This is a genomic window from Microbacterium sp. CCNWLW41, from assembly GCF_037083505.1.
Window position 1 is genome coordinate 109,985 of record NZ_JBAOJP010000014.1, and the last position, 12,611, is coordinate 122,595.

A 12,611-nucleotide genomic window follows, 5' to 3' on the forward strand; every position below is an offset into this window, starting at 1 on the left:
TCACACCCGCTCCAGGATCATCGCCGTACCCTGGCCGACGCCCACACACATCGTGGCCAGCCCGTATCGCGCTCCCTCGCGCTCCATCCGCCCGAGCAGCGTGACGAGGATCCGACAGCCGCTGGAGCCGAGGGGATGGCCCAGGGCGATCGCCCCGCCGTCGGCGTTGACGCGCCCAGGATCCAGGCCCAGGCGACGGATGACGGCGAGCGCCTGGGTCGCGAAGGCCTCGTTCAGTTCGACGGCGCCGATGTCCGCCACGGACAGGCCCGCTCTCTCCAGCGCCTTCCCGGTCGCCGGCACCGGGCCGAGCCCCATGATCTCGGGAGCGAGGGCCGCGGTGGCGGAGGAGACGATCCGGGCCCGGGGAGAGAGCCCGTGGCGGTTCACGGCCGTCTCGGACGCGACGACCAGCGCGGAGGCACCGTCGCTGAGCGGGCTGGCGTTGCCCGCGGTGACGAGAGACCCGCCCGGGACGACGGCCGGCAGCTGAGCGAGCGCCGCGAGAGTCGTGTCCCGGCGCGGCCCCTCGTCTGTCTCGACGGTGCGACCGCCTGCGGTGGTCACGGGGACGGTCTCCGCGGCGAACCTCCCGGCGTCGAGGGCCGCGACCGCGCGACGGTGACTCTCCAGCGCGAACGCGTCGGCGTCCTCCCGCGTGATCCGGTCGATCCGCCCGACCTCCTCGGCGGTCTCCGGCATGGAGGACGTCGCCCGGTCCCTCGCGAGCAGGCGCGGGTTCGTGAAGCGCCACCCGATCGCCGTGTCGAAGGCGGCGACCGGCTTCGCCCAGGCGCGCTCCGGCTTGGCCTGGACCCAGGGCGCCCTCGTCATCGATTCCACGCCGCCGGCGACCAGCGCATCGGCGTCGCCGGCGCGGATCGCCTGGGCGGCGAGCGCGACGGCCGTCATCCCGGAGGCGCACAGCCGGTTCACCGTCACGCCCGGCACCGTGTCCGGAAGCGCCGCGAGGAGCACGGCCATGCGCGCGACGTTGCGGTTGTCCTCACCCGCCTGGTTCGCGGCGCCGAGCACGACCTCGTCCACGGCGTCGACCGGCAGCGCCGCGCGTTTGACGGCGGCACGGACAACGAGGGCCGCGAGGTCGTCCGCCCGCACCGAGGCGAGCGCTCCACCGTAGCGCCCGACGGGCGTGCGCACGCCGCCGACCAGATAGGCCTCGGGCATCGTGACCTCCTGCGACGGTGCGGGGCGGATCGTCCTCGTCGGCGGAATCGGGCGCTCGCTCGACGCTCTGAGCTTTTCCTACCGATCGTTCAGTAATCTTCGCAGACCGGGGGTCACCGCGGCAACCCGGGTCTCGCCCGTGATCGTCCGTTCCCGGCGGCGGCGACCCGCCGGACGGTGCGAGACTGGTTCGATGACCCCCGATGCCGAGCGCGCGTCCGCCGACGCGCCGACCGCGACGGCACCGCGGCGCGGCCGGCCGGGCTATGACCGGGACCAGGTGCTTGCGGCCGCGGTGCTGCTGTTCACCCAGCGCGGTTACGACGCGACCAGCGTCTCCGACATCACGGGACGACTGGGCGTGTCCAAGGCCGCGCTCTACCACCACTTCTCCTCGAAGGAGGAGATGCTCCGCATCGCGCTCGACTCCGCTCTCGGTTCGCTCGAGCAGGTGCTCGAGACCGCACTGCGGTCACCGGGACCGGCCACGTCCCGTCTGGAACAGGTCGTCACCGGCGCCGTTCACGTGCTGACCGACGAACTGCCGACCGTCACTCTGCTTCTTCGCGTCCGCGGCAACAGCCAGGTGGAGCTCGCCGCGATGCAGCGACGGCGGACGTTCGACCAGCGGGTCGCCGCCCTCGTGGCCGAGGCCCAGGGCGAGGGCGGCGTGCGGGACGACATCGAGCCGGCGCTCCTGACGCGGTTCGTGTTCGGCATGATCAACTCGCTCGTGGAGTGGTATCGCCCCGAAGGTCCCGTCCTTCCGGACGACATCGCAGCCGACGTCGTGCAGGTGGCGATGACAGGGCTCCGCGGCCGCTGTCGGTGATCGTGCGCTCGAGAGAGCGCGAGGTCACTCCGCGGCGGCGATCTTCTTCGCGTCGTCCGTGTTCAGCAGACGGAAGGCGAGCGCGGCCACGATCGCGCCCACGACGGGGGCGAGGATGTAGAGCCACAGCGCGCTCCAGGCGAACTGCCCGCTGATCGACAGCCCCAGGGCCACGGCCGGGTTGAACCCGCCGCCGGAGACGCCGCCGACCGCGACGGCGCCGACGAACACCGTGCCGCCGATCGCGAGGCCGTAGAAGGAGTTGCCGGCGGTGTCCTTGGAGGTCGCGACGTTCAGCACCACCCAGACCAGGACGAGCGTGAACAGCGCCTCGGCGAGGAACGCCGGGCCGATCTCGATCTGCGTCGGCTCCGCGGCGCGGGGCCACAGGGCGAAGCTCGCGAGCGCGGCGAGGGCGCCGCCGACGAACTGGGCCACGATGTAGGCGATGAGGTCGCCGACGCTCAGGCCGCCGCGCAGGAACACCCCGACCGAGACGGCAGGGTTCAGGTGCGCGCCGGAGATGTGCCCGGTCGCGAAGACGAGCACGCCGAGGGCGAGGCCGATCGCGAGCGGTGCAAGCGCGTTGCCGCTGTTGACGGCCCCGATGATGCTGAAGACGAACAGGAAGGTCGCGAGCGCCTCAGCGGTCGCCTTCCGTGCCGTACCGGTCATGGTGATGCCCTTTCTCGTGGGTTCATCCGAATGGGCGATGCTCGCCCGCGCGCCGTGCGGGATCGAACACCCGATCGGCGCGACCAGAATATCGACATCTGAGTGTTTCCTGTGTGTTTGCCGCACGTCCGCGTCGCCGTGTGACGACGACGACCCGGACTCCGTCTCCCGGCCCGTCGCGACCGCACGGCGATGGATGCAGCGCACGCCGGCACCGACCGGCGCCGTCGCGACTCCCGGAGCCCGGCGGGTCAGGCCTCCAGGGCGCCGCTCAGCACGGCGATCGCGTCCGCCGAGGAACGCCCCTCGGCGTCGTGCGCGGTCAGCGCGTCGATCGCGTCCTGGTACAGCCGGAACACGATGGCGTAGGCGGCCTCCGCGTCCCGCTCGACGAAGGCGCGGTACACCGCGTGGAAGCCGACGGCAGACGGGAACGGACGATCGATCTCCTCGAAGTACGCCTCCAGTCGCGGACGCACGACGTCGTCCATGTCCATGAGCGCCTCGTTGTCGGACATGCGCATCGACTCATCGCGGAACTCGATGCACCCGCGCATGACGTCCTTCGGGCGGTCCTTCGCGAGGGCGGAGTCGATTCGGCGCAGCAGGGCGGCGAGACGATCGAGGTCGTCCTGGGAGCGCCGCTGCGCCGCAAGATGGCAGCCGTACGCCGACACCTGCTGTGCAACGACGAAAAGGTCGGTCACGTCCTGGTAGCTGCACTCGGCCACGCGGGCGGCCGACCGGGGTCCGCCCGGGGTGGCGAGGCCCTCGTCGATCAGGTTCTGCACCGCCGGACGGACGGCGGCGCGCCCCACGCCGTGCGCGTCGCCGATCTGCCGTTCGGAGAGCACGCTGCCGGCCCGACGCCGGCCCGAGATGATCTCGCGCCGCAGGGCCTGCGCCACGCGGGCGGCCTCGTCCGAGGAGTGCGTCCTGGCACCCTCCGCCTTGGTCACCGTCGTCGTCACGCGCGCGCCCTTCCGTCGACACCGGAAGCCGCCGACTCGGCCTCCACCAATCCGCGGAGGGCGCGGTCCACGCCGGCACGCTGGATCCGCGATTCCTCCTCCTCCAGCAAACTCACCGCGGTCTCCACGTCGCGCGCGACCAGCGCGTCCATCAGCGCGTGGAGCCACCTGCGCGCATCGGTGCGCGGCTCGATCGCAGCGGCCAGCACCCGCTGGCGGATCTCGAAGCGCGCCATCGCCTGTTGGAAGACGCGGTTGCGCGTGGCCGCGATGAGGCGCTGCTGCACGTCCGCGAGGATCTCGTCCGCCGCGGCGGGGTCCTCCTCGGGCAGCTCGGCCAGCCTCGCCTTGCCGTCACGCAGTTCCTCGTCCGTGGCGTGCGCGATGACGAGCTTGACGAACAGCACGGCGAATGCCCCCTGGACCTCGCGGGCGTCCGCGATCTCTCGGGGGCGATGCGTGCTCTTCACCACCGCGCCTCGATTGCGCCGATGCTCGACGAACCCTTCGCGCTCGAGAAGATCGAGCGCGACACGCGCGGGCGTGCGACTCACGCCGAACTCGGCGGCGATGTCGGCCTCGACCAGTCGCGCCCCGTCGGCGATCTCGCCGCGGACGATGCGCCCTCGCAAGGCGTCCGCGATCCGCCGCGTGTGGTCACCCGCGGCATGAAAGTCAGTCATGGCCACTATTTTGGCATGCGACCTAACCATCGCGATCTCCCCCATGCTCCCCCGGGCGAGGATGCCTCGCGTGCCGCACCTTCTCACGGCCCGACCCGACGGTGGCCTGGCGCGCTTTTCGCACCGCCCACCCTCGCTGCACGGGGTCGCCGCACGGAATCCTCTGTGCGAATGCTCCAGTAATTTCGTGAATGCTGGCGTGCAATCTATCCGTCTTCCACCCAAGGTTCACTATGCTCGGAACATGGCTTCTGTCTCCCGCCTCATCGAAGAGGACGCGTCGTCACCCGAGCACGGGGCGACACCCCCGGACGCCGCCCCCGCGCTGCGCGGACTGGAACGGATCGCCCTCTCGCCCCATCGGCTGAGCGACGCGGTGTTCGACATCCTCGCGGGCGCCATCGCGACTCGACAGCTCCCTCCGGGCACGCGCCTCGCCCTGCCGGCCCTGTCAGCGGAGCTCGGAGTCTCGCGGATGCCGGTCCGCGACGCCCTGCTGCGCCTCGAGCAGATCGGCTTGGTCGAGCTCGCCGCCAACCGCTTCTCCCGGGTCACGCCATCCACGCGTCGCTCATCGGATCTGTCGGTGAGATTCGCGTGCGATCTGACCGGCAGCACTCTGCGCTACATCGTTCCCGAACTCAGTTCCGCGCAGCGCCGCCACCTGGTCGAAGACGTCGTCGCCATCGAGGAGGCGTTGGGATCACGCAGGATCACCGATGTCCTCGCGTCCTTCTCCGCGGGCATCGAGCGCCTCGCAGAACTGGCCGAGGGGACGCCGTACGGCGCTTCCCTGTCGCACATGCGGTTCGCCCTGATGCGCGACATGTTCGCCTTCCGGGTCGCATCGCCGCTTCCGTCCGATCTGGCTGCCACCTTCGAGAGGCTGCGAGGCGCGATCCACGACGGCGAGGGCGAGGCGGCGGCCGCCGCGGTGCAAGGGCTCCAGTCCATTCTGGCCCCTGCCGACGACGTCCCCGACAACGGCCTCGGGAGTCGGTGAGACGCACCGTGGAGCCCGCCGCGGCGGGTCCGGCCCGATCACGCTGACGATGCGGCCCCATTCTCATGGAGCCCTCGCGCCGTGAACCCGGCCCGACTCTATTCGTCGCGATCGTTCGTGGCCGGTGCGGTGCCCGTCATCGGCCCGACGCATCCGCGTCGCGTCGGCCTTCGTCCGCATGGCCAGGAACGGCGCCCGGTGCCGACTTGGACGGCCCGGCTTCGAGACCTGGGGAGGTGACTCTCTGCCGCCTGGAGTTCTGGCATGCCATCGAATCTCACCGATGACGGGCACTGGTCATTCTAGCCGACCTTATCGTGTCTGTCGATGCTGATTTCCCGCAACCACCGACACCATCGCGCAGATCGGGCTGGTGCGCAATCATGGACACTGGGTCGGTTGTCTGGCATACTGTTCACGGGCCGCTTCACGCTCCGTGGCAGAGGACATACTCCGCCCCACGCGAGGACCCCGTCGACGCGGCCACCCGGAGGAAAGACCGTGAGCCCCGTGCGGTGGGGGATAACCCGCGGGGCTCGCGCCCGGGCAACCCTTCCCGCCCCTCTTCCGCGGGAAGGGTTGCGTCGTTGGTGTGGACGCTGTATTCCAACGCCTCATCACTCATCCAGATAGGTCTCAGCCCCTTGCACCTTCGGGTTTCCCGGATAGGATGCCAGAACGCAAGGGGGAGGAGACTCGATGGAACCGGGTTCTGGGGACACGAGGCCGGACCGACGACGTGTCATGCCGGCATGGCCGTCAAGTGCACCGACAGGGGCCCGGCGAGTGAGTGATCCCGCCTACGCCCATGGAGTCATCGCGCTTCTCGCGGCGCGGCTGGCTGCGTCCCGCCGCACCGACGACGACCTCGCCGCGCTGGAAGGCCACATCGACGCCGGAGCGGACGAACGGCGGACCTGGGCCGCCTTTCTGAGCGCCCTGAGACATGCCGCGCGGAACCCGTTGCTGGAGCGGCTCGGCCCAGAGACGCTGAGCCACGTCGCTTCGCTGGATCGTGCGCCGGCCGCCATCGCCGCGCGCCAGGCGGCACGAAAGACGGTCGTCGGCGCTGTCCGCGCCGGCGATTCCGAGGCCGCGGAGGAGGCGCTCCGGCACCTGCTCGACCTGGTCGTCCGTCCGGACCGAGCGGGCTCGCCGACCTACCCTGCCGCGTCCTGATCCGGGTCCGTGGGCTCGCGACCACCGCCGCTCCGGACCCGGTTCAGGGACGCTGGATGACGAGCGAGAACTCCACGGCCCCCGTCGGCTCCACCGAGACGAACCCGAGGTTCGGCGCTTCGACGCCGAAGTCCGCGAACGTCACGGGGATGGATCCGGCCACCTGGCCTCCTTCGCCGTTCCAGACCGCCTGCAGGTCCACGGTGACGGCACGGGTCTGCCCGGCCATCGTGAGTTCTCCGCTGGCAGTGATCGTCTGCGGCTGACCGGCGGCGGGCGCCTGCGGAGCGATGACCGGCTCGGTGAGTCGGAAGGTCGCCGTCGGATAGGTGCTCGCGCGCATCGCCGTGTCGCGGAAATAGCTGTCCCGGTTCGCGGAATCGGTCTCGATGGAGGCCACGTCCACCTCGATGACGGCATCCGTGAGGGTCAGGCCGTCAACCGTCAACGATCCCGTCACCTTCTCGGTGCGTCCGACGACGGTGACGTCTGTGCCGTTCAGGACCTCGTCCACCCGATAGCCCGCATACGACCCGTCCTGTACCGCCCACTCGCCATCGAGCGCGGGAACCGCGACATCGCCTCCTCCGGCGTCTTGTGTCGCGGGAGGCGTCGCCGCGACCGTCGGCGGCGCGTCGACCTCCCCGACGATGAGATCGCGGTACACGATCGGGCCGGCGATCGCTGCCGCGCCGCCGAGGACGAGCACGCCGGCCAGGCTGGACAGGAGGATCACTTTCGTACGCTTTCTCATCGGCGCTCGCTTTCGTCTCGTTCTGCGTGATCGGTGTCTGTGCGTCGGCGGATCAGAGGTCCACGCCGAGGTTGGTGTAGGCGAGATGGCCGTCCGTCGATGATTCGGTCGTCAACAGGCCGGTCGGATCGTAGATCCCGTCCGAGTCGTTGCGCGTGTCGCGCCCCGAATGACTGGCGTAGGGCTCCGCGACGTGCACGCGATCGTTGAGCTCGTCATCGAAGTAGAGCTGGCTCGTCAGGACGTTCTGCCGGTCGATGTGAACCTTCAGGTGGATGTGGACGGTGCGACCCGTGTACCAGCCGGGCCAGATCGTCCGGAACTGGACGATGCCGTTGGCGTCCGCGACCTGTGCTCCGCGGAGGTACGTCCCGTCGTCGGCCGGGACGTTCTCGCGGTCGCCCGCGGAGTAGGCGCCGTCCGAGAGGTCGGTCTCGGACGACCGTTCTCCTCCGGTGGATGCGACCTCGTAACCCGAATAGATGCCCCCGGCGTCGCAGTGCCAGATCTCGACGACGCTGTTGGGCAGCGGACGGCAGGAGCGGTCATAGACGCGGAGGACGAGATCGAGCGGAGCCCCGGGGCGGTCCTCCCGGATGTCGCTGCGGATCGAGTCCACGTCGAACCAGTAGGGCCCCTGCGTCTCCTGGCTGGTCAGACGGCACGAGCCGACCGCGTCGAGACGCGCGATCAGGTCCGACGTCGATTCCGTGGAGGGAGCGATCACCGCCCCGTCCGACGCGGTCGGCAGAGGCGTGGGCGTCGCCTCGCTGCCCGGCGCAGACGCCTCCGGGCTCCGCCCGCCCGACCCGAAGACGGTGGGCGCGCACGCCGCGAGGAGCGCGCTCAGACCGACCGTGGCTCCGCCGCCGAGCAGCCGTCGCCGCGATACACGTCGCCGACTGTCTTCCACGTCCTCGTGCATCTCGGCCTCCCCCAAGGCGGTCTGGAATCCCATCGACCCCCGATGAACCGAACGAGCCTGGTCTCGACCCTAATCGAGCGGGCCCAGCGCACCGACGGACTCGAACCGTTGTTGAGCCGATTCATCAGAAAGCGCATGCCCGTGCCGGCCGAGACCGGCGGGAGGAGCAGAGCGCATCCTCTGGCATGCCTTCTGGCGGTATCCGATGCCATGGTGCACCGGGAGGACGTGGCGCAAGCCGGAGTGTGGGAAAGGGCGTGCGATAGTCTGAGGATTCTCGCCGCACACGCCCGCCGTCGTTCGCCGACGCGATCCCGGTCCGGTGGTGCACCGAGCGATCCGGACGGAGGGGCAGGGCGTGGACGAAGCCGACGAGTGCTCCGCCACCGAGCGCGTCCAACGGGCCATCCGCGACGAGATCATCGACGGCACCAGGCCCGGTGGCAGCCGGATCGTCGAGGCGACCGAGGCCGCACGATTCTCCGTGAGCCGCATCCCGGTGCGCAAGGCGATCCGGGGGCTGATCCACGAGGGACTGGTCGACCGTCTCCCCCGCCACGGCGGGCTCGTTCACGTGCTCAGTCGGACTGACGTCGCCGATATCGCGGAGCTCCATAGCGCCTTCGACCGCCTCGCGGTCCGGCAGGCCGCCGTCCGCCGCACCGAAGCGGACCTCCGCCGATTCGGCGCCGACGTGGAGGACGCCCGTCGCGCGGTCGCCGCCGACGACACGGAGCAGCTGCGCCGAGCCGGGCTGGCTTTCCGGACGCACAGTTACGAGGCAACCCGCAATCCGATCCTCCTCGAGATCCACACCGCCCTGCTGAGCCGCACCCGGCGGATGTTCGCTCTCGCAGACCCCGCCCTGACGGCGCCCCTGCCGTTCTACGAGAGGTTCGAGCGCGCGTTCGCCGACGGTGACCCCGAGGCCGCCGAGGCGACGATGGTCGAGCTCGCCGAGAGCTCGCGCGCCGCCCGCCATGCCCGGGTGCTGCGCGCGCTCGACGACGATGCGTTCGACCTCTCCCTGACCGCACCGGAGGCGGAGACGCCGCCCGTATCCGACGAGGACGCATACGCCCCCGAGCACGTGATGGTGCACGACCGCCTCCAGCGTCAGATCATCGACGGCGTCCGCGCTCCCGGGAGTATCCTCTCCGAGAGGCTCGTGGCGGAGGAGTTCGGCGTGAGCCGCATCCCGGTCGGCGAGGCCATCGAGATGCTCACCAGGGAGGGGCTCGCGACCTCGGGGTCCTCACGGGTGGCCTCCCGCGTGCGGGGACTGCGCGACGAGGAGCGCGACGACCTCTTCGACGTCGGCGCCGCCATGGACGTGCTCGCCACGCGCCTCGCCGCCCAGCGACCGCTTCCGCGAGAGCTCGCGGCGCTGAAGGAGAAGCTGCTCGCCGAGCATCGCGTCGCGCCCGGCGACACGAAGAATCTCGTGAAGGCGCTCTTCGACTTCCGAACGCAGATCTACGCCATGTGCGGCAACCGGCTGCTCGGCGAGGTGAACCGGCTCATCGAGGGCCGGATGAGGCTGCTCGTCTCGGAGGCTCCGCTCGCCTCCGTCGTGCTGCGCGGGCACAAGCTGCTGTACGAGGCGATCGCGAGCCGCGACACCCGCCTGGCCGAACTGGTCTATCGCGACGTCTTCACGCGGGCCGACCGCCGAGGGCAGATCCTCGCGAACGCTCCTCGCGACGACGGTCAGTGATCCGCGCGCAGCTCCTGACGACCGGAGTCCGGCGTCAACCCCCGAGAAGGACCGGCGGCGAGACGATCCCAGAAGGCACGGAAAAGCCCCGAGATTCCGCGGAATCTCGGGGCGATCTGTAGCAGGAGCGGGGCTTGAACCCGCGACCTCACGATTTTGAGGGTCTGATACTCACCGCGAAATCTGCTGACGCAAGAGCTGTCCGGCAGCCTAGAAGATCAGTTGGAGAGAGCTTCTGCTCGCGTCCGGTTGACGTTTCGCCCAGGCTGAAAGCGCGCGACGAGGGCAAGCGCTGTGGGTGTGATGCGATGCGTGGTCGGGATGAGATCGCGCTGCGAGGGCTGCCCCTCGATCCGGACGGGTACGGCGACGCGCGAGAGGTGAAGGCGAGGCACCGAGACGCGGACGGGTCCTGCCGGATGAGTCCGGTCTTTCGTTCGGTGGGCGCCTGGAGGACGTCACGCCCGAGGGCATGGATGCCTCGCACGTGCAGCTCATGGAATGGGTGAACGAGCGACGGGCGGCACCGTGGGCTGAACGCGCCTCGGGAGACCTCGCACGGGCTCTGTAACAACAACGACAGGTTAGCCTCACTGGCGACAGCGGGCCAATTGGGGCGCCTGGTCGTAGAGGGCGAAGGGCGTTCACGCCCTTCGGCAGGGCACGTTTGCGCTACTCCGTACTGGTGACTCGTCCGGCTGGTTGGGTCGAAACTCTCCTGTTGTGGAGGGCAATGACTATCAACGCGGCGACTGGGCCAGCCAGAACGACAACGAAGGGCCAATACCAGGCGCTCGTGCCGAGCAGAACCGACCCAAGAACAACAAGGCCCGCGCCAACAGCTCGCATCGCGACTGATCCGTTGGGGATGATCGCGGCGTTGCGGTAAAACGGGACTCTCGCCGTCGGGTTCGCACGCAACGTCATTCCAAGCGCCATATGGAACAGTACGACTCCGACCACGGCCGCGAACCCGCCGAACACGATCATGTTTTCCACACTATCGATACCGTTTCACGCGCTGCGGGCAATCCCCACGGCGCGGAACCATCCGCGTGCGTGCATGACAGGTGCTTCACCGACAGGAGTCGGCTCTGGCGAGGGCTGGACTGCCGCGGCGGACGGTGCACCGTCAACGAAGACGGATGTCCTCACGCTGCTGCGGCCGTGCGAACTCGCGGTGCTGGATCAGAAGATTCCCGCGAACCCCTGCCTGTCACTCCCCACGACGGCAACGGCAAGCTCGTTGAGCGTCCGACCAAGAGCGGAAGGGTGCGCTCTGCTGCGCTCGCGCTACGCGACCGACCTTGCCAGTGCTCGAAGTCGTGAGGTCGCTCCTGCTGCGGGAGGTGAAGCGGTCGAAACAGAAAAACCCCCGATAAATCGGGGGTTTTCATCTGTAGCAGGAGCGGGGCTTGAACCCGCGACCTCACGATTATGAGTCGTGCGCTCTCACCAACTGAGCTACCCTGCCGCGGCACCTGGTGAACCAGGTGTTGCGAGCCCCGAGTCAGGATTGAACTGACGACCCCTTCCTTACCATGGAAGTGCTCTGCCACTGAGCTATCGGGGCGTGCTGCCCTTGCGGGCAACCAGACGAGAATACCAAAGATTCAGCGCTGATCCGAATCGGCGCCGACGCCCTCCGCGTTGAGCGACTTACGGCCCGCATTCGCCTGCAGCCAGGGCAGCGGATCGATCGTCGCGTCGTTCACGTAGAGCTCGAAGTGCAGGTGCGCGCCATAGGAGTTGCCGGTGTTCCCAGTCAAGCCGATGATGTCGCCGACCTTGACCGTGTCGCCCGTCTTGACGCGCATCGAGCCGTAGATCATGTGCCCGTAGTGGCTCGTGATCGGCTTGCCGTCGATGATGTGGTCGATGTAGATGCCGACCCCGTAGCCCCCGTCGCTCTCGCTCGCGAGGCGCACGACCCCGTCCGCGATCGCCTGGATCGGCGCCCCCTCGCCCGGGATGAGGTCGATGCCCTGGTGCATCCGGCCGTCCCTCGGCCCGTACGGCGAGCTCATCGCGACGCCGACGGCGTAGGGCCACTGGATCGCGGCAGTCCGGTCGTTCGTGTAGAGCTCGCTGGAGAAGCGGATCCCGGACTCGGCCGCCACGTCCGCCTGCGACATCGCCGTGAAGCCCTGGGCGCTCTGCAGCGACGGGTTCTGCACGTCGTTCGGCGCGATGAACGCCTGGATCTGCTCCTCGCCGCCGGCCGCGGACTCCGTCTTGGCGCGCTCACCGACGACCAGGGAGGTCGCCGCCGCAGCGCCCGCCGACGAGGCCACGGCCTGCGAGGGGAGCGTCATCGAGATGGCGATGAGCGCGGCGACGCCCATGGCGCCGGCGACGGACCCGACCGTCGCCAGACGCCGGAAGGAGGAGCGGGGCTGACCGGGAGCGGGCACGCGGGCCGGCGACTCGGAGGAAAACGAGGCGGCAGGCGACTCGGAGGAAGACGAGGCGGCAGGTGCGTCGGAGGAAGACGAGGCGGCAGGTGCGTCGGTGTCGTTCGTGCCGGCGACGCGAGCCGCCGCGCCGCCCAGCGCGTGCAGCGCCGCGTCGAAGTCGGTCGCGGAGGTCTGCCGGCCTTCCGGAGCGTGGGCACCCGCACTCGGACCGGTGGCGGAGGCCGGGGACGACGACGTCGTCCTGCTCTGGCCGGCCGCGGCACGGGC

At 69.7% G+C, this 12,611-nt stretch carries 12 protein-coding genes and 2 tRNA genes; 4 read left to right on the forward strand and 10 right to left on the reverse strand.

Annotated elements, in window-relative coordinates; all coding sequences use genetic code 11:
• A complete protein-coding gene (locus tag V6R91_RS33825; protein WP_336398961.1) occupies positions 1 to 1,188 on the reverse strand; it encodes a thiolase family protein in 1,188 nt (395 codons plus the stop codon).
• A gap of 193 nt (positions 1,189 to 1,381) precedes the next feature.
• Between V6R91_RS33825 and V6R91_RS33830 the strand changes: the two genes are divergently transcribed.
• Positions 1,382 to 2,020 (forward strand): TetR/AcrR family transcriptional regulator, encoded by a 639-nt coding sequence (locus V6R91_RS33830; RefSeq protein WP_336398962.1) that lies wholly within the window; start codon positions 1,382 to 1,384, stop codon positions 2,018 to 2,020.
• Between the two features lie 24 nt (positions 2,021 to 2,044).
• Here the strand turns inward: V6R91_RS33830 and V6R91_RS33835 are convergent, their stop codons facing one another.
• From V6R91_RS33835 to V6R91_RS33845, 3 genes are all read right to left on the reverse strand, one after another.
• Positions 2,045 to 2,695 (reverse strand): aquaporin, encoded by a 651-nt coding sequence (locus V6R91_RS33835; protein WP_067243302.1) that lies wholly within the window; start codon positions 2,693 to 2,695, stop codon positions 2,045 to 2,047.
• Between the two features lie 251 nt (positions 2,696 to 2,946).
• The gene (locus tag V6R91_RS33840) at positions 2,947 to 3,666 is read right to left on the reverse strand and encodes a GntR family transcriptional regulator (protein WP_336398963.1); all 720 of its coding nucleotides are present in this window, start codon (positions 3,664 to 3,666) and stop codon (positions 2,947 to 2,949) included.
• Entirely contained in the window at positions 3,663 to 4,394 is a 732-nt protein-coding gene (locus tag V6R91_RS33845; RefSeq protein ID WP_336398964.1) for a GntR family transcriptional regulator, read from the reverse strand. Before V6R91_RS33845 ends, V6R91_RS33840 begins: the two co-directional genes overlap by 4 nt.
• A gap of 199 nt (positions 4,395 to 4,593) precedes the next feature.
• Between V6R91_RS33845 and V6R91_RS33850 the strand changes: the two genes are divergently transcribed.
• Both V6R91_RS33850 and V6R91_RS33855 read left to right on the forward strand, forming a co-directional pair.
• Entirely contained in the window at positions 4,594 to 5,352 is a 759-nt protein-coding gene (locus V6R91_RS33850; protein WP_336398965.1) for a GntR family transcriptional regulator, read from the forward strand.
• 786 nt (positions 5,353 to 6,138) lie between these two features.
• On the forward strand, positions 6,139 to 6,531 hold the full coding sequence (locus V6R91_RS33855) for an FCD domain-containing protein (protein WP_271060678.1): 393 nt from the start codon (positions 6,139 to 6,141) through the stop codon (positions 6,529 to 6,531).
• A 43-nt stretch (positions 6,532 to 6,574) separates the two neighbouring features.
• On the opposite strand, the gene V6R91_RS33860 is transcribed toward V6R91_RS33855, so the two are convergent.
• Positions 6,575 to 7,267, reverse strand: a complete 693-nt coding sequence (locus V6R91_RS33860) for a YceI family protein (RefSeq protein WP_336398966.1) — start codon at positions 7,265 to 7,267, stop codon at positions 6,575 to 6,577.
• 70 nt (positions 7,268 to 7,337) lie between these two features.
• On the reverse strand, positions 7,338 to 8,243 hold the full coding sequence (locus tag V6R91_RS33865) for an intradiol ring-cleavage dioxygenase (protein ID WP_336398967.1): 906 nt from the start codon (positions 8,241 to 8,243) through the stop codon (positions 7,338 to 7,340).
• A gap of 325 nt (positions 8,244 to 8,568) precedes the next feature.
• Between V6R91_RS33865 and V6R91_RS33870 the strand changes: the two genes are divergently transcribed.
• Positions 8,569 to 9,927 carry a GntR family transcriptional regulator gene (locus V6R91_RS33870; protein ID WP_336398968.1) on the forward strand — a complete coding sequence of 453 codons (1,359 nt, stop codon included), beginning with the start codon at positions 8,569 to 8,571 and terminating at the stop codon, positions 9,925 to 9,927.
• 672 nt (positions 9,928 to 10,599) lie between these two features.
• Here the strand turns inward: V6R91_RS33870 and V6R91_RS33875 are convergent.
• The 4 genes from V6R91_RS33875 to V6R91_RS33890 all read right to left on the reverse strand — a co-directional run bounded on the left by V6R91_RS33875 (position 10,600) and on the right by V6R91_RS33890 (position 12,341).
• Positions 10,600 to 10,917 (reverse strand): hypothetical protein, encoded by a 318-nt coding sequence (locus V6R91_RS33875; protein WP_271060682.1) that lies wholly within the window; start codon positions 10,915 to 10,917, stop codon positions 10,600 to 10,602.
• A 410-nt stretch (positions 10,918 to 11,327) separates the two neighbouring features.
• Positions 11,328 to 11,401, reverse strand: a tRNA-Met gene (locus V6R91_RS33880).
• A gap of 27 nt (positions 11,402 to 11,428) precedes the next feature.
• Positions 11,429 to 11,500: transfer RNA gene (locus tag V6R91_RS33885), tRNA-Thr, on the reverse strand.
• Between the two features lie 40 nt (positions 11,501 to 11,540).
• The gene (locus V6R91_RS33890; RefSeq protein ID WP_336398969.1) at positions 11,541 to 12,341 is read right to left on the reverse strand and encodes a M23 family metallopeptidase; all 801 of its coding nucleotides are present in this window, start codon (positions 12,339 to 12,341) and stop codon (positions 11,541 to 11,543) included.
• Between the last annotated feature and the right edge of the window lie 270 nt (positions 12,342 to 12,611).

Bases quoted from the DNA above. Each gene is read 5' to 3' on its own strand.
- V6R91_RS33825 (WP_336398961.1), bottom strand. From the start codon at position 1,188: ATGCCCGAGGCCTATCTGGTCGGCGGCGTGCGCACGCCCGTCGGGCGC.
- V6R91_RS33830 (WP_336398962.1), top strand. From the start codon at position 1,382: ATGACCCCCGATGCCGAGCGCGCGTCCGCCGACGCGCCGACCGCGACG.
- V6R91_RS33835 (WP_067243302.1), bottom strand. From the start codon at position 2,695: ATGACCGGTACGGCACGGAAGGCGACCGCTGAGGCGCTCGCGACCTTC.
- V6R91_RS33845 (WP_336398964.1), bottom strand. From the start codon at position 4,394: ATGGGGGAGATCGCGATGGTTAGGTCGCATGCCAAAATAGTGGCCATG.
- V6R91_RS33850 (WP_336398965.1), top strand. From the start codon at position 4,594: ATGGCTTCTGTCTCCCGCCTCATCGAAGAGGACGCGTCGTCACCCGAG.
- V6R91_RS33865 (WP_336398967.1), bottom strand. From the start codon at position 8,243: ATGGGATTCCAGACCGCCTTGGGGGAGGCCGAGATGCACGAGGACGTG.
- V6R91_RS33875 (WP_271060682.1), bottom strand. From the start codon at position 10,917: ATGATCGTGTTCGGCGGGTTCGCGGCCGTGGTCGGAGTCGTACTGTTC.